This is a genomic window from Asticcacaulis sp. P2_C5 (genome assembly GCF_056404555.1).
In genome coordinates this window covers 111,630-132,027 of sequence record NZ_JBFUDU010000012.1, presented here as the reverse complement: position 1 = coordinate 132,027, position 20,398 = coordinate 111,630, and the positions used below count along the sequence as shown (strand labels likewise).

Sequence of the window (20,398 nt, the reverse complement as noted above, 5' to 3'; positions counted from 1 at the left end):
AGGGGGTATGGCCGGCAACGCCGATTGGCGCGTCTTGAGTTTCAGGCTCGAACGCGCGGACTATATGAAGTTTCGGACGAATACGTATTTGCGGCCGCAATCCCTGCTGAGTAGTCTGCTGTTCCTGATTCCCGTAGCCTTGGTGTTTGCCGTAAAGGCGCTTTACGAGGCTAACGACTGGAGTTACCTCGGCTATGCCGTGATTGTCGCTTTTGCGATCTACTATCTTTATGTGCCTTGGCTGGGACACCTGACGCTTCTTGATATCTGAAACGCAGCACGGCGTTGGAGCAAGTATCGCAAGTTGAGATCGACCTGATAAAGTTCAGAATCGAGCGTGAAGACTCCCGCCAAGTGTACAGGTGGGACAGGGTCTACGACATCCGAAATACCCACGCGGCGATCTATGTCATGACCGATTCCAGCTCTGGCGTCATTATTCCGGCCCGCACTTTTGAGAACCGAGACGAACAGGACCGGTTTTACACGACGGTTCATGGCTATTGGCGGGCGAGCGTTCAGGCTGCGCTCAAGGCCAGGAAACCTGTCCACGAATAGGATTGGAGCAGGCGTGGCGACCTATCCCGCCGGCCGGTTGTCGCGATAAAACTGCCCGGGCGTCTGACCCGTCCAGCGCTTGAAGGCGCGGCTGAAGGCGGCTGGGTCGGAAAACCCGACCAGATAGGCGGTCTCGTTGACCGAAGCCTTTCTCCCGCGCAGATATTGTTTGGCGAGGCGCTGGCGCAGGCTGTCCAGCACAGCGGCGAAGGTCGTGCCCTCGTCCTTTAGTTTGCGGAACAGCGTCTGGCGGCTGAAACCCATCTGGGTCGCGATGGCTTCGATCCCGACATCGCCCTGGTGCAGGATCGACAACAGTATGGCCTCAAGTTGGTTCGTCACCGATGCAGTGCTGTCCAGTTCGGTGAGCAGTTTGTCAGCGTGCCGCGTCAGTATGCCAAAGACATAGCGCGGATTCTGCGCCACCTTCCAACCGATGATTTCGGGGTGAAGCTCCATGGCGTTCCACGGACTGTTGAAATGCACGGGGCATCGGAAAATGCGCTCATACTCTGCACTGTAGGACGGCGCGGCCTGGGTAACATGGACAGCCAGGACGTGCGGTTGCGCCAGGAAGCGACGTGGTCCGCAGACGAGACGGACGAAAGCCTCCTCGGTCCATTCGGGAAAGGCGTTTGGATCGGGTTGCTGAAAGACCATGTACAGCTTGCCATCCTTCGGGATCAGCTGGACACGCTGCCCTTCGGGTGTCTCGTCGATCTGTGTCACCAGGCGTCCGTAACGCTGAAGTTGCAGGAAGGCTTCGCCCATGGTGGCCGACGCCTCCATGATCAGTCCGACGATCGAGAGTTCGGACATGCCGACCTCTTCGGCATAATGCAGCGCCAGGGCCGGGTCGCCGGTCGCCGCCTGGGCCGCCCGCATGGCGGCGACATATTGCGGGAACGGCACACGGTTATCGGGGTCGGTCAGGCGTTCGGCGGCGACGCCCGCCTGCGCGATCAAAGCGTCGCGGTCGGCCCCGCGGCCGGCGGCGAAATCGATAAGCCCCGACATCAGGCCCGCGGAAATGGTCGGATGGATCAAGAAAACCGCTCCCTGTTACCTGCGATCAACGGGCGTGCAACGCAGGAACATTGCGCCGCCATCGATTCTCGTTAGCCTCAGGGCCACGCTCTAACACTGCGCCGGGCGGGCGCAAGACATATTGTCGGCGGTCATTGACCGGCCGAAAGGGGGACATGTGGCACGACAGGTTGTTTTGTATCGTCTGATGCTTGCGGGCGTAGTTGCCGTCGGCGTGGTTATGGCCGCGCCGGCCCTGGCGAATACGCTCCAGGCCGCGCCCGGCGCACCGCTGTGGATGCAACTGGGCGCGAAGCTGCTGCTATGGCTGCATATCGGCGGTGGCGCACTGGGCCTGCTGTCCGGGACAGTGGCAATTCTGGCGCCGAAGGGCCGGCCGGTTCATCGTATGGCGGGAAAGTTCTTTTTCGGGGCAATGTTTACAGCCTATGCCATCGGCGCGGGCGTGGCGCCCTTTCTGATCGACGGTCAGCGTCCGAACTTTGTTGCCGGTATCCTGGCGCTGTGCCTTCTGGTCACGGCCGGGCTGGCGGCGTGGCGGCGCGACCCGAAGGTCGGCCCGATCGAATATGTCAGTCTGGCTGCGGCCCTGTCGGTTGTCGCCGCCGGCGTCCTGTTCATGGTTCAAGCTGGGTCCAGTCATTCCCGGACCGTCGACGGTTCGCCGCCCCAGGCCTTTATCCTGTTTATTGCGGTGGGCGCCGTGGCGGCCATGGGCGATATGCACGTAATCTTTCGCCGTTCGATTACCGGGGTATCACGCATCTCGCGCCATCTGTGGCGGATGTGTCTGTCGCTGTTCATTGCGTCGGGATCGTTCTTCCTCGGGCAACAGCAACTCTTGCCACCAGCGATGGTCGGCAGCCTGTGGCAATATGCGCCGGTGCTGTTCCCGATTGTCGCCATGGTCATTTGGTTGATCGTCGAGCACCTGCCGAAGCGCCGGAAGCGGGCCGAGGTGTAACGCCACCGGCTCGAGGCGACGGATGCCGATGGCATCCGCGACTGCGCCTTCGATAGTGAAGGCCTCGCAGCGCGTCAGCGTAAATGGCGCGGTGCGTCCATGCGTTCGTGCAGAATACGGATGATAAAGATGACGCGGTCCTCGATCCGGTAGTAGATGCGATGGCGTTCGACGGCCTGAACCAGGAGGCCGTAGGCCTTGCGGCCGGCATGTGGCTTCACGGCAATAGCCATCAACGCAGCATCGATGCGCTCGCGATAGGTGGCGAATTGCGCTTCGCCCCATGTTTGCAAAGTGTAGGACAGGATATCGCGAAAATCACGTTGGGCGGGTTCCGAGAGTTCGAGCCGGAATTCAGGGCCTGACATCGGTCCCGATCTGGCCAGCTTCGGCGGCGTGACGGCGAGCGTCCTGTTCGATTTGATCGAGAAGGGCCGGGGTATAGGTTTTATGGCGCCCCTCGGCAATCGCCTTGTCACCTTCGTGCAGCGCGGCGATCATCCGGCTATACTGTTCACCATCCTGTTCACGCAGGCGACGCACGGCATCACGGACAAGCTCTGTGGCGTTGCTGTAAAATCCCTCAGCCACCTTGGTCTTGATATAGCTGTCATCAACAGGGGGGAAGTTTATGTTCATTTTATGCGCCTTATTTGTGCATATTGTGAGCATAAATCATACATGATTGGTACGGAGGCAGCAAGGTTGGATGTAAGGTGAGGATCGGTGAAAAAACGACGCGTATTCCGGTTTCAAATCCCCTGCGAACGCGCTAAACCGGCGACGAAATTGCCAAGGATTCTGCCGCCATGACATCCGAAGACGTAATCAACGAATTCCGCGCCGCCAACGCCCTGCGCGAAGGCCATTTCGTGCTGTCGAGCGGGCTGCATAGCCCAATGTTCCTGCAAAAGAACCTGGTCTTTATGGACGCGGCGCGCTGCGAGCGGCTATGCAAGGCACTGGCCGAGAAGATCACCGCGGCCGTGGGCAAGGTCGATGTCTGTATCTCGCCGGCCGTTGGCGGAATCATCCCGGGTTATGAAACCGCCCGCCATCTGAAGGTGCCGTCGCTCTATGTCGAACGCGAGGGTGGCGAGTTCAAGCTGCGCCGCGGCTTTTCCATCGAGCCCGGCGACAGGGTCGTCATGGTCGAGGATATCGTCACCACCGGGCTGTCGTCGCGCGAATGTATCGCCGCGATCCAGAAGGCCGGCGGCCAAGTCGTCGCGGCGGCCTGTATCGTCGACCGCTCCGGCGGTGAAGCTGATGTGGGCGTGCCTTTGATCGCCCTGGCCAGCCTTAAGGTGCCAGCCTATCCCGCCGACGCCCTGCCGCCGGAACTCGCCGCCATCCCGGTCGAAGATCCCGGATCACGTCGTTTAGCGAAAGTCTGAATCATGCGCGACCGTATCCGCCTGGGGCTCAATGTCGATCACGTCGCCACCGTGCGCAATGCGCGTGGCGGTCACGCACCCGACCCGATCCGGGCAGCGCGCCTGGCCCTGCAGGCCGGGGTCGACGGCATCACGGCGCACCTGCGCGAAGACAGGCGCCATATCATCGATAAGGATGTCTGGGCGATTAAGGAGGTGTGCGATACCTTCGGCAAGCCCTTGAACTTCGAGATGGCGGTGACCGACGAGATGGTCGCCCTGGCCCTGAAACTGAAGCCGCATGCCGCCTGTCTGGTGCCGGAACGCCGCCAGGAACGCACCACTGAAGGCGGTCTGGATGTCGCAGGCCAGATCGACAATGTCGGCGAAGCTGTACGGCTGTTCAACAAGGCCGGCATTCGCGCCTCGCTGTTTATCGCCACCGATCCAGTGCAGATCGAGGCGGCGGCCAGGGTTCAGGCGCCGGTCGTCGAGTTCCACACCGGTGCCCTGTGCGATGCCTGGCGCGAGCAGGAGCGGCTTCAGTTCGACACCGAGCTGAAGCGCCTGCAGGCAGCCGTCGCCCAGGCGTATGGACTGGGCATCGAAGTCCACGCCGGCCACGGTATCGATTACGACACGGTGCCATTTATCGCCGAGATCGACCATATCCGTGAGCTCAATATCGGCCATTTCCTGATCGGCGAGGCGATCTTCATCGGGCTCGATGCCGCGATAGGGCGCATGCGTGAGCTGATGGACAATGCCGTGCGGAGCCTGGTGTGATCGTCGGGACCGGAGTCGACATCGTCGATGCACGCCGTATCGAGACCTCGGTGACGCGGTTCGAAGGCCGTTTTGTCGACCGCATCTTCACCGCCGATGAGAAAAAGCACGCCCTGGGCGCGGCGCGGCCTCATCTGTCGTTTGCCAAGCGATTCGCCGCCAAGGAAGCGGTCGCCAAGGCCCTGGGTACCGGTGTGCGCGGCTTCCTGTTTGTCGATATCGAAGTCACCTCCGACGCCCTGGGTAAGCCGCATGTGCTGCTGCACGGCGGCGCGGCCGACCGCCTGCGCGCCATCGTCCCAGAGGGCAGGGTGGCGCATATTCATCTGTCGCTGAGTGACGACGACCCTTATGCGATTGCCCAGGCCATTATCGAAGCCTTGTAGAGCAAGGCGTTCTGCAAATCATGAACGTCTGGTAACGCGTTTAACCAACAAAATGAAGCCTTGTGCTTGCCATATTCTGTGGTTAGTTCATTTTGAACGAATACGGGGCGTGCCCCACATCAAGGACGCATGGGGCAAATCCTTATGACTAAAAACGACAACGATAAGCCGGAAGCGCCGGATCACGCCATTCAGGCCGCCGCCGCGGCGCCGAAGGTCGAAGACACCGAAACCGCAGAAATCGTATCGGACTCCGATGAACCGGAAACCGCCGAAATCGTCGATACGCGTTCGGTCAAGCAGATCGCCATCGACGAGTTGAAGGAAATCGGCGCCGTTGTCGGTGTCGCCATCCTGCTGGTCATGGTTCTGCGCACTTTCCTGTTCCAGCCTTTCACCATCCCTTCGGCGTCGATGGAGCCCAACCTGTACCAGGGCGACTACATCATCGTCTCGAAGTGGGATTACGGTATTTCGAAACACTCGATCCTATTCTCGCCGCCCTTGTTCAAGGGACGCTTGTTCAACCATGCGCCTAAGCGCGGCGATGTCGTCGTCTTCAAACTGCCGGTCGACAACAAGACCGACTATATCAAGCGCGTCGTCGGCCTGCCGGGCGACACGATCCAGATGAAGAACGATCAGCTTTATCTCAATAACGAGGTGGTGCCGACGACGACTCTCGGCGCCGTTGACGGCACGGCGCCTGGCTCGGGCTTCCGTGGCGACACGGCGACCCTGCAGCGCGAAGAGCTGCCCGACGGCCGCACCCACGTCATGCAGGACTTTGTCCAGGATGGCCCGGTCGACAATACCGACGTCTATACCGTCCCCGAAGGCTACTACTTCATGATGGGCGACAATCGCGACAATTCGGAAGACAGCCGCTTCCCGATGAGCGTCGGCGGTGTCGACTTCGTGCCGGCCGAAAATCTCGAGGGTCGTGCTGTCCTGGTCCTGATGTCGTGGAAACCGGGTTCGTCCCTGTGGAAGCCGTGGACCTGGCTGAACTTCAACTGGGGCCGTTTCTTCAAGTCCTTGCATTGATAGGGAGAGTCGCCTTCGGGCGCCTTTCTGCGGCCAAAGGGGGCTGTCTTGGACTTCGAACATGTGCTGGCGTACATTCGTGCGTCACTGGGAAAGACTCCGCGGAAACTGCATCCGCGACACAAACTTCATGCACCCAAGTGGTCGCTCAAGGGTGATCGCCTTTCCGACATATACAGTCAGCAGGATAAGCTACTGCGCGAGGGTGAGGTGGTTTGGGGAGCGTTGGTTCAGGCCAACAGGCAGCTCTTCGCCGACGGCCCCGAGAATCATCCCGGTAACGTCATCTATTCTCTGGATCCGGCCAGTTTTTCCATGCCTGGCGTACTGATGGCGGCGGCACACCAGTTATTCTCCGTCAAGGGCGACAAGGACGTGAGCGCCGAAATGCAGGTTTTTTCGCAGACCCTGGCGGATGAACTTGAGCGCCTTATGAAGGTAAAGGTTCCGGGAGAACTGACGCATGGTCTGGAAACCTTTTTCACCTCCGTCATGTTCGATCGGCTCCACCTGCCGGACGGGGTACTGCGCGGCGGCCTGATGCCGATGCTGGCGCATCCGAAGCTAGATGCTACCATGGTCGTGCCCTACTGGCATTGGCCTGACGCATTTCGAGATGCCTGCTGGTAATCGAAAGCGACGGATTGCCTAGAATTTATTTTCAGCATTCCACGGCGCCTTCGGGCGCCTTTCTTTTTGAGGCGGGCTGATGTAAAGCCAGCCGATGAACGCCCGTTCGCAAAATACCCGCCTGACGGCCATAGACACGGTTCAGGACAAGCTCGGCTATCGCTTTCGTGATAAGGCGTTGCTTGAGCTGGCCTTGACCCATGCCAGCGTGGCCGAAGGGGCGCGCAAGCAGGCCGACAATGAGCGACTCGAATTTCTCGGCGACCGGATTCTGGGCCTGATGATCGCCGAAGCCCTGATGGATGCCTTCCCCGAGGCCGAGGAGGGCGAGTTGTCGCGGCGTTTTCATTCCCTGGTCAGCCGCGAAGCCTGCGCCGATGTCGCCCGCAAGATCGACCTGGGCAGCGCAGTGCGTCTGGCGGCCGGCGAAACCAAGAGCGGCGGCCGGTCCAACCCCACCATTCTGGGCGATGCCTGCGAAGCACTGATGGCCGCAGTCTATCTCGATGGCGGCTATGACGCGGTCGTCACGGCATTCGGGCCGCTGTGGAGCGAAGCGCTGCACGCAAGCGGCAATGTATCGCGCAGCAATCCGAAATCCTTCCTGCAGGAATGGGCCGTCGCCAATGGCAAGGGCGCACCCGTCTACAATCTGCTCGGCCGGCGCGGCCCCGACCATGCGCCCATCTTCACCATCGAGGTCGTCATAGGCGATCTCGCTCCCCAATCGGCCTCAGGCAAGTCACGGCAGGAAGCCGAAAAGACTGCCGCCTTGAGCCTTATCGAACGAGAACACCTCAATTGACCCAAACCCAGACACGTTGCGGCTTTGTCGCCATCATCGGCGCGCCCAATGCCGGCAAATCGACGCTGGTCAACCAGTTGGTCGGCACGAAGGTGTCGATCGTCACCCAGAAGGTGCAGACGACGCGCTTTCCGGTGCGCGGTATCGCCATGGCCGATGAAGCCCAGATGATCCTGGTCGACACGCCGGGTATCTTCAAGCCGCGCCGCCGGCTCGATCGCGCCATGGTCGCTTCGGCCTGGGGCGGGGCGGAAGATGCTGACTGCGTTGTCCTGCTGGTCGACGCGGCGGCGCAACTGGCGGTCAAGGGCGGCGGTGAGACGAAAGCCACGGGCGCTGATTACAAGGCGGTCGAGGATGTCGAGATGATCATCGCCGGGCTTCAGGCGGCCAAGCGCAAGGCTATCCTGGCGCTCAACAAGATCGACCTGATGAAGAGCGAGAATCTGTTGTCCATCGCCGACGACCTGTTCAAGACCGGCGTGGTCGAGGACGTGCTGATGATCTCGGCCGAGAAGGGCCACGGCGTCAAGGACCTGCGCAAGCTGCTGGCGGCGCGTATGCCGGACAGTCCGTGGCTGTACCCGGAAGACCAGGCGGCCGACGCGCCGGTGCGTATCCTGGCGGCCGAGATTACGCGCGAGAAGCTGTTTCTGCGCGTGCATGAGGAACTGCCCTATGCGGCAGCCGTCGTGACGACGGAATTTACCGATAAGACCGATGGCTCGGTACGCATCGAACAGACTATTTTCGTCGAGCGTGACGGGCAACGCGCCATCGTGCTGGGCAAGGGCGGCCAGACGCTGAAATGGATCGGCCAGAAGTCGCGCGAGGAACTGGGCAAACTGCTGGATAAGCAGGTCCATCTTTTCCTGACCGTCAAGGTCGATGAAAAATGGAGCGACGATCGCGCTCTGTACGCTCAGTTCGGCCTTCAATACGACAGCTGAAAACTGTTATGGTGGTCTGCAAACCGCCATCTATCTGCGATGCGATGCTCACGTACTGGAGTACGCTCCGCTTCGCCTCTCGATAGCTAACGGTTTTCGACTCACCATAACAGTTTTCACAAATGCAAGAATTTGAAGACGAAGCGATTGTTTTAAGCGCCAAAGCGCACGGTGAGAGCGGGGCGATTGTTCATGTCCTGACGCAGGACCACGGTATCTATGCCGCCCACGTCGCCGGCGGCGCGTCGCGGCGCATGAAATCCGCCCTGCAACCGGGTGCCACGGTTCAGTTCCGTTTCCGGTCGCGCCATGCCGAGCAACTGGGGGCTGCCACCGTCGAAGCTTCCGGCAGCGGTCCGGATGTCCTGGATGATGCCGTGGCGCTGTTGGGGCTTCAGGCCGCGTGTCTGATGACGCGGGCAGCCCTGCCGGAACGCGAGCCGCACGCCGGCGCCTTTCATGCCCTGACGGCCCTGCTGGGCGTGCTGAGCTTCCCCGATATCTGGCCAGCCATCTATGTGCGCTATGAAGCCGGTCTGCTGGAAGAACTGGGCTATGGCCTTGACCTCAGTGCCTGCGCCGTGACCGGATCGCATGATGATCTGATCTATGTCAGCCCCAAATCGGCTCGCGCGGTCAGCCGCAAGGCGGGGGAACCGTATCGCGACAAGCTGCTGGCCTTGCCACAATTTTTGCTGTCGAGCCAGGGCGGTTTGTCGGCTGGCGATATCGGCAAGGGTATGGATTTGACGGCGTTTTTTCTGGAACGTTATGTCTTTCACCCACACAACCGGCCTCTGCCCGATGTCCGGCTGCGTCTGGCCGAGGCGCTTGCGCAGGGGGGCGAATCACGCTGAGCCCACACCCTCACGGTTTGGTAACGCCTGTGTGCCATAACTATGTTACGAATCAAGGTTGTACGAACGCATGACCGTTTATAGTGATCAGGAATTACAGGCTGCCAACGTCAATCCGGCCACCGGATTGGCGACCGACTACCTGAACCTGTTCAATGAAGCCATTATGCTGTTCGAGATGGGCCTCGACATGCCGGACATGGCCGAGGAACTGGCCGACTGGCACCGCCGCGGCTATATCGAGCACTTTGAAAAATCGGGCTTTGAGCTGAAGGACGTTGTGATTTCAGCCTATCGTCACACCTTGGCCGATATCCGCTGCGACTTCGACGAATGCTGCGAGCGGGCCCTGGCCAGCTTTGACTCGTCGATCGATATCCTTCTCAGTTCCAATCTGACAGACGAGATGGCGCGGGCCGACCTGGTCGAACGTCTGCGCGATATGAAGGCCCTGGTGGTCGAGCTGGATTCGCATATCCATGGCCGCGCCGAGCGCATGGAAACCAACCTGCAACGCGAAGTCGACGCGCTGTTCTAAAAGCGTGATTTGCGGATGATGGCCATGTTATGTACATTCCATGTACATAACGGAGTCGCGTCATGACCATGCATGTCAATCTGTCCAAGGAAATGGAAGCCTTTATCAAAAGCAAGGTGGCCACAGGATTCTACGGAAATGCGACGGAAGTTATCCGCGACGCCATTCGCCGCATGCAGGAAGACGAAACGCGTATCGCGGCCTTCCAAGCAGCGGTAGACGAGGGGGAGGCGGATATCGAAGCCGGGCGTGTGTATCCTTACACCGAGGATACTATGGATGAGATCATCGCCGAAGTGCTGAGCGAACGCGAAGACAAAAAGCGGAAGACGTCGCGTGGCTGATGTCTTGACGCGGTCCTATTCCGATCAGGCGCGACGCGACATCAGGGATATTCTCGAGCGCACGGAGACGCGCTGGGGAGCCGATCAGATGGTGACCTATGCCCGGAACATCCATTCAACAATTCTGATGTTGTGCCGACATCCGGAGGCTGGCCATATCCATCCGGATTTGAAAGCCGGCCAACGTGTCTTTGGAGTCGGGGCTCACCTGATCATTTACAAACGTAAAGGCGAGACAGTTGTCATTGTCCGCATTCTTCACCAGAACATGAGCCTGCGTAAGCATCTCTGACTCTTGTTTTCCCTTCGTTCTCATTCTAGCGTAATTCCATGAGTGATATTTTGATTCCCGACGATCCCGGCGGGCGCGTCATCGACGAACCGATGGGCGATGCCCTGTCGAAGCGCTACCTGGCCTACGCCCTGTCGACCATCATGCACCGGGCGCTGCCCGACGTGCGCGATGGCATGAAGCCCGTCCACCGCCGCATCATGTACGCCATGAGCAATATGCGGCTGACGCCCGACGCGGCGGCGCGCAAGTGTGCCAAGGTGGTCGGCGAAGTCATGGGTAACTTCCACCCGCACGGCGACCAGTCGATCTATGACGCCCTGGTCCGCCTGGCGCAGGACTTTGCCCAGCGCTATCAACTGGTCGAAGGCCAGGGCAATTTCGGCAATATCGACGGTGATAACGCCGCCGCCATGCGCTACACCGAGTGCCGCCTGACCGTGGCCGCCATGCTGTTGATGGACGGCATCAATGAAGACGCCGTCGATTTCCGCGCCACCTATGACGACCAGGACGAAGAGCCAGTCGTATTGCCGGCGGCCTTTCCGAACCTGCTGGCCAATGGCGCGGTCGGTATCGCGGTGGGCATGGCGACCTCGATCCCGCCACACAATGTCGCCGAACTGATCGATGCGACGCGCAAGCTGCTGGCGCGACCGGAAACCACGACCCAGGAACTGATGGAATTCATCCCCGGTCCTGATTTTCCGACCGGTGGCGTCTGCGTCGAAAGCCGCAAGTCGATCCTCGAGTCGTATGAGACCGGCCGCGGTTCGATTCGCACCCGGGCGCGCTACGAGGTCGAGGACCTGGGACGCGGCCAATGGCGCATTATCGTGCGCGAAATTCCCTACCAGGTGCAGAAATCGAAACTGATCGAGCAGTTGGCTGACCTCATCGAAGCCAAGAAGGCGCCTCTGCTGGGCGATGTCCGCGACGAATCCGACGAGCATATCCGCCTGGTTCTGGAACCGAAGACGCGCAATATCGAACCCGAAGTCCTGATGGAAAGCCTGTTCAAGATCTCCGATCTTGAAACGCGCTTTGCCGTCAACATGAACGTGCTGGATGCCACGGGGACGCCGCGTGTCATGGGCCTGCGTGCCTGCCTGATCGCCTTCCTCGATCACCGCCGCGTGGTGCTGCTGCGCCAATCCAACTGGCGTCTCGAACGCATCGAAAAGCGCCTGCACCTGCTCGACGGTCTGATGATCGCCTTCCTCAATCTCGATGAGGTGATCCGCATCATCCGTGAGGACGAGAAGCCGCGCGACGTGCTGATGGCGCGCTTCACCCTGACCGAGGTCCAGGCCGACTACATCCTCGACACCCGCCTGCGCCAACTGGCCCGTCTCGAAGAGATGGTCATTCAGGACGAGCACAAGAAGCTTGTCGAAGAGCGCGACGGCATACTGGCGCTACTGGGCAGTGAGAAACTGCAATGGAAGCGCATAGACCAGCAACTGGTCGAGGTACGCAAGAAGCTGCCGTCGCCGCGCCGCACGACCTTTGCCGATGCGCCGGTCGGTATCGAGGTCGCCGCCATCGAATCCTACCTGCCCAAGGAACCGATCACCGTCATACTGAGCAAGCGCGGCTGGATTCGCGCTGCCAAGGGCAAGGTCGAGGATCCGTCGGAACTGAAGTTCAAGGAAGGCGACGAACTGAACTTCCTGGTGCCGGCCAACACGACGGACAAGATCCTGATCCTGACCTCGGACGGCCGCTTCCTGACCCTGACCTGCGACAAGCTGCCGTCGGCGCGCGGCCATGGCGAGCCGCTGCGCCTGATGCTGGACATCGAGGAATCGGCCAAGATCGTCACCATGTTCACCTATACGGCGGGCGCCAAGCGCGTGATGGTGGCGAAAAACGGCTATGGCTTCGTCATGAACGAGGAAGACGCCGTCGCCAACAAGCGCGCCGGTAAGCAGACCATGACTGTCGACGGCACCGAAGCCCTGGCGGCTCTGCCGGTCACCGGGGACCTGATCTGCGTGCTGGGTGAAAACAACAAGGTCCTGGTCTATCCCGTTTCCGAACTTCCGGAAATGGCGAGGGGTAAGGGCGTCAAGCTTCAGGCCTACAAGGATGGCGGCGTCAAGGACATCACCATCTATGACTCGAACGGCCAGCCGCAGTGGTATGACGGGGCGGGCAAGGCACGTGACTTCAAGGACATCAAGGATTTTGTCGGGCGCCGCGCCACGGCGGGCAAGATGGCGCCGCGGGGCCTGAGAAAGCTGAGGTTGTAGTCGCTGGTGGTTCAGGCGGTGGCGCCGGCGGGTGCGGCCTGGGTGCTGGATGTGATCGGGACGCATGTCTTGGTGTTCGGCCTGCTGGGCTTGGCCATGATCTGTGTCGCGGTGGCGCTGTTCCTTGCGCGGACCGGCCGTGATCTGGTTCGCGCGCGCCGAGATTAGCTTGGTCGTTCGCTAACCCGGTGCTATCTTGCTTTCGCCAGGGGAGAGGCAATCGACAGGAGCGGCACCATGACCAGCATTCTGAACCTTGACCCGGAAACCCAGATCAGTACCCCGGCGGCCCTTGACGAAGCCTTACCGTCGATAACCACACTGGCGGACGGCAGTTACGTCGTCTGCTGGTTCGGACCAACCGCCGGCTCGGAGTACGATATATACTTTCAGCGTTATTCCGCGGAAGGAACCAGGCTGGGCGGAGAGGTGCGGGCCAATACCACCACCGCGGACGTGCAAAGGTGGTCGGACGTAGCTGCGACCAGTGACGGCGGTTTTGTTATCGTCTGGGATTCGCGCGATGGGACGGGCACGGAGATTTTCGGGCAAAAATTCACCGTCAACGGCGCAAAGGTCGGGGGTGAACTGGCCGTTGATTCCGCTCTGGGGCCGGCAAGCGGTTATGTTCCGCATGTCAGCGGGCTGATCGGCGGCGGTTTTGTCGCTGTCTGGGATGTCCACGCCGGAGTCTACAGCCAGATCTACAATGCGGCGGGTGAAATGGTCGGTGCGCCGACCCGCGTCAATGCTGGCACGGCGGGTGCGCCCGTTGAAGCGGATGTCGTAACGCTGGCCAACGGCAGCTACGTCGTCACCTGGATATCCGAGGGGGTCGACGGCGACGGCGCGGGCGTTTATTTCCGTCATTTCTCCGCCAGCGGCACGGCCTTGTCAGGCGATATCAGGGCTAACAGCTTTACCACCGGCGACCAGAACCAGGCGGCTGTGGCCGCGCTGGATGACGGCGGGTTCATAGTGACCTGGACCAGCGCCGGCCAGGATGGCTCGGCCGAAGGCGTTTATGCCCAGCGCTACAATGGCAGTCACGCGGCCGTTGGCGCCGAGTTCCGCGTCAACAGCGGCATCATCGGCGTCCAGAGGGAGCCGGCCGTCGCCGGGCTCGACGACGGCGGCTTCGTCATTACCTGGGAGACCACGATACTGGACGGCTCAGGCTACGGTATCTACGCCCAGCGTTATGACGCCCAGGGGCATGTCATCGGCAGCGCCAGCCGTCTCAACACCTTCACCACTGGCGACCAGACCTATTCGGCCGTGACGGGGCTGACGGGAGGGGGCTATGTTGGGGTCTGGCACAGCGAAGATGAAGACGGCCAGGGTTTCGGCGTCTATGGCCGCGCCTTCCGGCCCGGCGACGCCGGCAACGGGGCGCAATATCTTTTCGGTACGGCCGATGCCGACCGGCTGGACGGCGGTTCCGGCGCCGACCTGATGTATGGCGGCTTCGGCGACGACACCTATGTCGTCAACAGCGCGTCAGATGCGGTCTCGGAACGAAGCAATGAGGGCACTGACACGGTCGAATCCCTGGTAAGCCTGACCTTATCGACCTATCTCGAAAACCTGATCCTGTCGGGCTTGAGCTCTATCAACGGCACCGGCAATGCCAGCGACAACATCCTGATTGGCAATGCCGGGCGCAACGTCCTGACCGGTGGCGCCGGCAATGACGACCTGAGCGGCCTTGGCGGCAATGACCAGCTGGTCGGCGGCGACGGAGGCGATTATCTCGACGGCGGGGCGGGCAACGACCTGCTGAGCGGCGGCGCCGGCGAAGACGACCTGTACGGCGGCGAAGGCAATGACCTGTTCGCCGTCAGCACCGGCTACGACACCATTAACGGCGGCGCCGGCATCGACTATTACGACGCCTCCGGCCTGGCGATCGGCGCGGTCATCAATCTGCTGTCTGGCCGCGGGTTGCAGGGCGCCGGCAATGTCCAGTTCTTCGACGGGATCGAATTCGTCATCGGGAGCGGCCTGGCCGACACAATCATCGGCAATGCCGCCAACAATACGCTGGACGGCCGCGCCGGTGCCGACAATCTGCGCGGCGTCGGCGGTGATGACACCTACGCCGTCGACGATGCCGGGGATTTGGTGTCTGAACTGCTCAACAGCGCCGACGCCGGCGGCGAGGACCTGGTTGTAGCCTCGGTCAACTTTGTCCTGGCCAATTACGTCGAGGACCTGACCCTGATTGGAGCGGCCCTGGCCGGGACGGGCAACAGCCTGGCCAATGTCATCACCGGCAACAGCGGCGCCAATACTCTGAACGGCGCGGCGGGGATCGACACCCTGATCGGCGGGACGGGCGACGATCTCTATTATGCAGACAATGCCGGCGACGTCGTCGTCGAAAAGGCCGGGGAGGGTGCCGATACCGTCCGCGCCACAATCAGCTTCGGTCTGGCGGACGATGTCGAAACCCTGATTCTGATGGGCAGCGCAAATCTCAACGGAACCGGTAATGCGGCGAATAACCTGTTGTTCGGTAATACCGGCGCCAATATCCTCAATGGCGGTGTCGGCAATGACCAGCTGACCGGCGGGACCGGGGCCGACACCTTCCAGTTCGGGACCAATTTCCGCTCGGATATCATCAAGGATTTCAATTCCGGCCAGGGTGACGTCATCCAGTTGGTTGGTCTGGGCAGCTATGTCGTCGCTCAGGCCGGTGCCCATGTCACGGTCGATTTGGGCGGCGGCAATATCATCACCGTGCAGAACGCTGCGGCGGCGGATGTCAGCAGCCATATTATCACTGCGTAGCCCTAAACTCCACCGAACCTTGATCCGGCTGTCAGTCACGGCAGCCGGATTTGCTTTTCCGCCCTTCAATTCTCTGTATAGATGGAGCTTGGACCATTTATAGTACTTAAGTTGTAAAGAGCTTCGTGCGTTCCTTCAGTTGAGATAACGGGGAGTTCCGGGCGACGTTTTTGCTTCGTGACGGGCGGTTGACCATTCCGTCCTGGCCGTGGCGCCGGCCGATTCAGCCGTACTTCAACGCGCGTCCGCCGACACTCCCCTGACGGCGCAGGCCGCCTTCCGCAGCCTGTCGCTGTCGCACGTCGCCGCTGTCACGACAGATACCGCGAAACCGTCAACGGTGACCGCCAGCCTCATCAGTAGCGCCGGCGACGATGTCTATGCTGCTTTTATTTTTGTGACGCGCTATTAACCCAAAAAGATGCGTCACACTTTTTGGAAAGCGCTGGGAATGGACCTCCGCCGCCTCACCGTCGTTTCCGGAGTTGGGCTCTGCCAGTTGATCGCCTTCGGGACCTCCTTGTACCTCCTGACGGCCCTGTCCGGGCCGATTGTTGCCGATACGGGCTGGAGTCTGGCCTGGGTGGTCGGCGGTTATTCCGCCGGCGTGCTGGTGTCGGCCGGCGTCTCGGCCGTGGCCGGGCGCTATATCGGGGCCGGATGGGGCCATCGCGTCCTGGCCATCAGCTCAGTCTTGTTCGCCCTGGGTTTGGGCGTTATGGCCCTGGCGCGTAATCTGCCCATCTATGTTGCGGGCTGGGTGATCATGGGGCTGGCTATGGGCTCGGGTCTGTACGATGCCGCGTTCGGCACCGTCGGCCGGCTGTATGGCCAATCGGCACGCGCCTCGATCATCCAGATCGCCCTGTGGGGCGGCTTTGCCAGCACGCTGTTCTGGCCGCTCAGTCACCTGCTGGAAGGTCTGGTTGGCTGGCGCATGACCTTGGCTGTGTTTGCCGGAATTCATCTTTTGGTCTGTCTGCCGATTTATCTTTTCCTAGTACCCAAGCCGCACGACGCGACGACTGCTGCCGAGGTGCGGGCCCGACCTGCTGTCCGACCCGAGGGCGGAGAATGGCCAGTCTATATTGCCCTGGGCATCGTCCTGACCCTGGAAATGTCGTTGGTGGCGATGATTGCCGTCCATATGCACTCACTTCTGCGCAGCCGTGGACTGTCACCCGAAGCTGCCGTTGCGCTCAGCGCCATTGTCGGGCCGTCACAGGTTCTGGCGCGCCTGGCCGAACTGACCATAGGACGACGCTGGCCTGCCTATTTGTCGCTGTGTCTGGGAGTCGTCGGCGTGACGCTTGGGCTTGGCTTGCTGGCATTTGCGCCCGGGATCAGCGCGCCGGCCCTGGTTATCTACGGCGCGGGTCTGGGCGTGGTATCGATTACCGCGGGGACCGTGCCCTTGCTGGTCTTCGGGCCGGAGCGCTATCCACCGCTGGTTGGCCGGTTGCGGCGCGTATCGCTGGTTATGCAGGCGATCGCACCGACCGTTGCGGCGTGGATTCTGACGACAATGGGGGCGCGCAGCCTGCTGCTGGTCCTGCTGGGCGGCGCCCTTATCTGCCTCTGCGTCGCCCTGTTCCTGGCCCGCGCGTCACATGCTCTTGTCGCGGCACGGCGCGCTTAGGAAAGTTTTAGCATCGCCCGTATGCGGTGATACATTGCCGCGCATATGATGCTCTCAAAAAGCCGGTCCGCACCTTGTCGGGAAACGTTTTGGCGTCGATTGCAAACGGTTCTCAAAATTCACGCGGATGCCATGGATTCGGCCGAAGCCACCCGGAACCTTGCCGACAATTCAGTATTTCCCTTGAGACGCCCGTGATAGCAGCCGCCGCCATCACGACCGACGGCGCCGGATCGACTGGCGACGCGGTCCTTTTTGGAAGGATGACTGTTATGACGAGCGTATTGAATCTTACTCAGGGTACCCAGGTCAACACGACCGGCACCGGCTATCAAATGGCCCAATCGGTCGCCACCCTGGCCGACGGCGGCTATGTCATTGCGTGGCAAAGCATGGAGAGCGATAACAGTTGGGGTATCTATTCCCAGCGTTATGACGCCCAGGGCCACAAGATCGGCGGTGAGACCCATGTCAACACCTTTGTCGGCAACACCCAGATGACCCCGACGGTGGCGGCGCTGAATGGCGGCGGTTACGTTGTCGCCTGGGTCAGCAATGGCCAGGACGGCAGCAGTGTCGGCGTCTTCGCGCAATGTTACGATTCCCAGGGCCATGCCCAGGGCGCCGAGTTTGGCGTCAACTCCATCACCAACAGCCATCAATATGGCCAGCAGGTGACGGGCCTGGCGGACGGTGGCTTTGTCGTTGTCTGGCACTGCGCCAATCCGGCGACCGGCGACTTCGAAATCCACAGCCAGCGCTATCTGGGGGACGGCACTATGGTCAGCGGCGAGACGACGGTCACGACCTATGCCACGACCAGCAATTTCGGCCCGACCGTCATGGCGCAGCCCGACGGCAGTTATATCGTTGCCTGGCCGGGCTATGTCGATGGCAAGTGGGGCATCTACCAGCAGGCCTACGACACCGGTAATGATAAGTTGGGCGGATTGGTCCGCGTCGACAGCGCGTCAGGCGGTAACCTGGCCACCCCCCAGGGCGCCACCCTGGCCGATGGCGGTTATGTCCTGTCCTGGACGGACTCCGCCGGTAAGGGTTCCGACAATGCCATCATGGCCCAACGCTTCGACGCCGACGGTCATAAGCTGGGCGCGGTCTTCCGTGTCAACACCTTGAATGACGGCGACGAGTCGCGCCAGTCGATCTGCGCTCTGGATGATGGCGGTTTCGTCATTGCCTGGTACACCGACAATCATGGCTCCAGCCTGGATGGGACCTATTTGCAGCGCTATGACGCCCAAGGCCACGCCATCGGACCCGAAATGAAGGCCGGGCCGGGCAGCTTTGTCGGGGCACCGCAGGTTTCAGCCCTATCCGACGGTGGCTTCGTCCTGACCTACCTGGCTACAGACGGCAACTTTTCGGGTGTTTTCCAGAAGATATTTTCGCCGACTGTGTCGCTGAACGGCACCCAGTATCTGTTCGGTACTGTCGACAGCGACGATCTCGACGGCGGCGCCGGCGCCGATGTCATGTACGGCGGCCATGGCGACGATATTTATCACGTCAATTCCACCGGTGACGTGGTTGGTGAGCAGGCCGGGCAGGGCGACGACACGGTCATCTCCACCGTCACCTACACCTTGGGCGCCGATGTCGAAACCCTGATCCTGGGCGGTAGCGCGGCCATTCTGGGCAGCGGCAATGCCAGCAATAACCTCATTGTTGGAAACGACCGCGCCAACTACATCGCCGGGATGAACGGAGATGACGATCTGCGTGGCGCGGGCGGCAACGACAATATGGATGGCGGTATCGGTGACGATCAACTGAGCGGTGGCGACGGCAACGATATTTTGTACGGCGCCTCGGGCTCTGACGACCTGAATGGCGATGCCGGCCGCGACACGCTGTATGCGTCGGAAGGCGTCGATTTTATCAATGGTGGTGCCGATCAGGACACTCTGGCGTTTGTCTTCATCAATAATGGCGTCGCCGCAAGCCTGGCCAATGGCCGCGCGGTCTATGACGGCGGGACGGCCTTCATTACCAACGTCGAAAACCTGCAGGGTAGCCAGTACAACGACACCCTGAGCGGCGACTCCGGCAATAATGTCCTGGATGGCAGTCTTGGCGCCGACAATCTGCGCGGCGGGGCCGGAGACGACAGCTATTTTGTCGATGTGGCCGGTGATGTGGTGTCGGAATATTGGCTGGGGGGCGACGCTGGCGGTGAGGACACGGTCTTTTCGCAGGTCAACTATACGCTCGGCGCCTTCCTCGAAAACCTGGTCCTGATGGACGGCGCCCGCAACGGTTCCGGCAACACGCTCGATAATATGCTGACCGGCAATGCAGCAAACAATATCCTCAATGGCCTCGGCGGCGCGGACAGGATGATCGGCGGCTACGGCAACGACACATACTACGTCGATGACGCCGGCGATGTTGCGATCGAAAGCTTCGGCGAAGGGACCGACACGGTCCGTTCGTCTGTTTCCCTGACCTTGGGCGCCAATCTCGAAAGCCTGTTTCTCCTGGGCGATACCGCCCTGAATGGCACCGGCAATGACCTGAACAATACGCTGACCGGTGGCGCTGGCGCCAATCGCCTCAATGGCATGGGCGGCAACGACCTGCTCGACGGTGGAGCCGGCGCGGACACGATGTATGGTGGCGCGGGTAATGACACCTACTACGTCGACAATGCCGGCGACGCGGTGTCGGAAGCCTATGGCGGGACGGACAATGGTGGAGCGGACCTTATCCAGGCCTCGGTGAGCGTCAGGCTGGGCAACTATATCGAACGCCTGCAACTGACGGGCAGCAATAATATCGACGGCACGGGTAACAGCCTGAACAACCTGATCTACGGCAATGACGGCAGCAATATCCTGAATGGCGGCGCCGGCAACGATCAGTTGACCGGAGGGCTGGGCGCCGATGTGTTCCAGTTCTCCGCCGCCTGCCGCGGCGACATTATCAAGGACTTCAACAGCGCTGAAGGCGACGTCATCCAGCTGTCCGGCCTGGGTGCCTATGTCATCAACACGTCGGGTGCCAATGTTACCGTCGATTTCGGCGGCGGCAATGTCATCACGGTGATGAATGCGACTTCCGCCGACGTGGCGTCGCACGTCATCGCTTGATTGTTATATAACTTTGAT

22 protein-coding genes are annotated in these 20,398 nt (G+C 60.9%); 19 read left to right on the top strand and 3 right to left on the bottom strand.

Going from position 1 to position 20,398, the window contains the following annotated elements; translation table 11 throughout:
- Positions 1 to 7: 7 nt before the first annotated feature.
- Both AC1DXO_RS20300 and AC1DXO_RS20295 read left to right on the top strand, forming a co-directional pair.
- The gene (locus AC1DXO_RS20300) at positions 8 to 271 is read left to right on the top strand and encodes a hypothetical protein (RefSeq protein ID WP_476980008.1); all 264 of its coding nucleotides are present in this window, start codon (positions 8 to 10) and stop codon (positions 269 to 271) included.
- Positions 272 to 285: 14 nt separating this feature from the next.
- The gene (locus AC1DXO_RS20295; protein ID WP_476980007.1) at positions 286 to 558 is read left to right on the top strand and encodes a YcxB family protein; all 273 of its coding nucleotides are present in this window, start codon (positions 286 to 288) and stop codon (positions 556 to 558) included.
- 21 nt (positions 559 to 579) lie between these two features.
- Here the strand turns inward: AC1DXO_RS20295 and AC1DXO_RS20290 are convergent, their stop codons facing one another.
- Positions 580 to 1,605, bottom strand: a complete 1,026-nt coding sequence (locus AC1DXO_RS20290) for an AraC family transcriptional regulator (RefSeq protein ID WP_476980006.1) — start codon at positions 1,603 to 1,605, stop codon at positions 580 to 582.
- A gap of 157 nt (positions 1,606 to 1,762) precedes the next feature.
- Here AC1DXO_RS20290 and AC1DXO_RS20285 point away from each other — a divergent pair, with 157 nt between their 5' ends.
- Positions 1,763 to 2,569, top strand: coding sequence for a DUF2306 domain-containing protein (locus AC1DXO_RS20285; protein WP_476980005.1), 807 nt, complete (start codon positions 1,763 to 1,765; stop codon positions 2,567 to 2,569).
- Between the two features lie 74 nt (positions 2,570 to 2,643).
- Here AC1DXO_RS20285 and AC1DXO_RS20280 read toward each other — a convergent pair whose 3' ends face one another.
- A complete protein-coding gene (locus AC1DXO_RS20280) occupies positions 2,644 to 2,937 on the bottom strand; it encodes a type II toxin-antitoxin system RelE/ParE family toxin (protein WP_476980004.1) in 294 nt (97 codons plus the stop codon).
- Positions 2,924 to 3,208 (bottom strand): ribbon-helix-helix domain-containing protein, encoded by a 285-nt coding sequence (locus tag AC1DXO_RS20275; protein ID WP_476980003.1) that lies wholly within the window; start codon positions 3,206 to 3,208, stop codon positions 2,924 to 2,926. Before AC1DXO_RS20275 ends, AC1DXO_RS20280 begins: the two co-directional genes overlap by 14 nt.
- Positions 3,209 to 3,378: 170 nt before the next feature.
- Between AC1DXO_RS20275 and pyrE the strand changes: the two genes are divergently transcribed.
- The 16 genes from pyrE to AC1DXO_RS20195 all read left to right on the top strand — a co-directional run bounded on the left by pyrE (position 3,379) and on the right by AC1DXO_RS20195 (position 20,380).
- Complete coding sequence (gene pyrE / locus AC1DXO_RS20270; RefSeq protein ID WP_476980002.1) at positions 3,379 to 3,966, top strand: orotate phosphoribosyltransferase; 588 nt, start codon at positions 3,379 to 3,381, stop codon at positions 3,964 to 3,966.
- Positions 3,967 to 3,969: 3 nt separating this feature from the next.
- Positions 3,970 to 4,731 (top strand): pyridoxine 5'-phosphate synthase, encoded by a 762-nt coding sequence (locus AC1DXO_RS20265; protein ID WP_476980001.1) that lies wholly within the window; start codon positions 3,970 to 3,972, stop codon positions 4,729 to 4,731.
- Positions 4,728 to 5,117: a holo-ACP synthase gene (gene acpS, locus AC1DXO_RS20260; RefSeq protein ID WP_476980000.1), complete on the top strand. Its 390-nt coding sequence runs from the start codon at positions 4,728 to 4,730 to the stop codon at positions 5,115 to 5,117. Before AC1DXO_RS20265 ends, acpS begins: the two co-directional genes overlap by 4 nt.
- Before the next feature lie 144 nt (positions 5,118 to 5,261).
- Positions 5,262 to 6,164, top strand: a complete 903-nt coding sequence (lepB, locus tag AC1DXO_RS20255) for a signal peptidase I (protein WP_476979999.1) — start codon at positions 5,262 to 5,264, stop codon at positions 6,162 to 6,164.
- A 48-nt stretch (positions 6,165 to 6,212) separates the two neighbouring features.
- On the top strand, positions 6,213 to 6,794 hold the full coding sequence (locus AC1DXO_RS20250; protein WP_476979998.1) for a hypothetical protein: 582 nt from the start codon (positions 6,213 to 6,215) through the stop codon (positions 6,792 to 6,794).
- Between the two features lie 94 nt (positions 6,795 to 6,888).
- A complete protein-coding gene (gene rnc, locus AC1DXO_RS20245) occupies positions 6,889 to 7,599 on the top strand; it encodes a ribonuclease III (RefSeq protein ID WP_476979997.1) in 711 nt (236 codons plus the stop codon).
- Positions 7,596 to 8,549, top strand: coding sequence for a GTPase Era (gene era / locus AC1DXO_RS20240; protein ID WP_476979996.1), 954 nt, complete (start codon positions 7,596 to 7,598; stop codon positions 8,547 to 8,549). The genes rnc and era overlap by 4 nt, the downstream gene beginning before the upstream one ends.
- A 122-nt stretch (positions 8,550 to 8,671) precedes the next feature.
- Complete coding sequence (gene recO / locus AC1DXO_RS20235) at positions 8,672 to 9,406, top strand: DNA repair protein RecO (RefSeq protein ID WP_476979995.1); 735 nt, start codon at positions 8,672 to 8,674, stop codon at positions 9,404 to 9,406.
- Positions 9,407 to 9,476: 70 nt separating this feature from the next.
- The gene (locus AC1DXO_RS20230; protein WP_476979994.1) at positions 9,477 to 9,944 is read left to right on the top strand and encodes a hypothetical protein; all 468 of its coding nucleotides are present in this window, start codon (positions 9,477 to 9,479) and stop codon (positions 9,942 to 9,944) included.
- 62 nt (positions 9,945 to 10,006) lie between these two features.
- Positions 10,007 to 10,288: a type II toxin-antitoxin system ParD family antitoxin gene (locus AC1DXO_RS20225; protein WP_476979993.1), complete on the top strand. Its 282-nt coding sequence runs from the start codon at positions 10,007 to 10,009 to the stop codon at positions 10,286 to 10,288.
- The gene (locus tag AC1DXO_RS20220) at positions 10,281 to 10,580 is read left to right on the top strand and encodes a type II toxin-antitoxin system RelE/ParE family toxin (RefSeq protein WP_476979992.1); all 300 of its coding nucleotides are present in this window, start codon (positions 10,281 to 10,283) and stop codon (positions 10,578 to 10,580) included. Before AC1DXO_RS20225 ends, AC1DXO_RS20220 begins: the two co-directional genes overlap by 8 nt.
- Before the next feature lie 38 nt (positions 10,581 to 10,618).
- Complete coding sequence (parC, locus tag AC1DXO_RS20215; RefSeq protein ID WP_476979991.1) at positions 10,619 to 12,835, top strand: DNA topoisomerase IV subunit A; 2,217 nt, start codon at positions 10,619 to 10,621, stop codon at positions 12,833 to 12,835.
- A gap of 237 nt (positions 12,836 to 13,072) precedes the next feature.
- Positions 13,073 to 15,631: a hypothetical protein gene (locus tag AC1DXO_RS20210; protein ID WP_476979990.1), complete on the top strand. Its 2,559-nt coding sequence runs from the start codon at positions 13,073 to 13,075 to the stop codon at positions 15,629 to 15,631.
- A 208-nt stretch (positions 15,632 to 15,839) separates the two neighbouring features.
- Positions 15,840 to 16,043: a hypothetical protein gene (locus tag AC1DXO_RS20205; protein WP_476979989.1), complete on the top strand. Its 204-nt coding sequence runs from the start codon at positions 15,840 to 15,842 to the stop codon at positions 16,041 to 16,043.
- A gap of 39 nt (positions 16,044 to 16,082) precedes the next feature.
- Positions 16,083 to 17,270: an MFS transporter gene (locus AC1DXO_RS20200; protein ID WP_476979988.1), complete on the top strand. Its 1,188-nt coding sequence runs from the start codon at positions 16,083 to 16,085 to the stop codon at positions 17,268 to 17,270.
- 272 nt (positions 17,271 to 17,542) lie between these two features.
- The gene (locus tag AC1DXO_RS20195; protein ID WP_476979987.1) at positions 17,543 to 20,380 is read left to right on the top strand and encodes a calcium-binding protein; all 2,838 of its coding nucleotides are present in this window, start codon (positions 17,543 to 17,545) and stop codon (positions 20,378 to 20,380) included.
- Positions 20,381 to 20,398 lie beyond the last annotated feature (18 nt).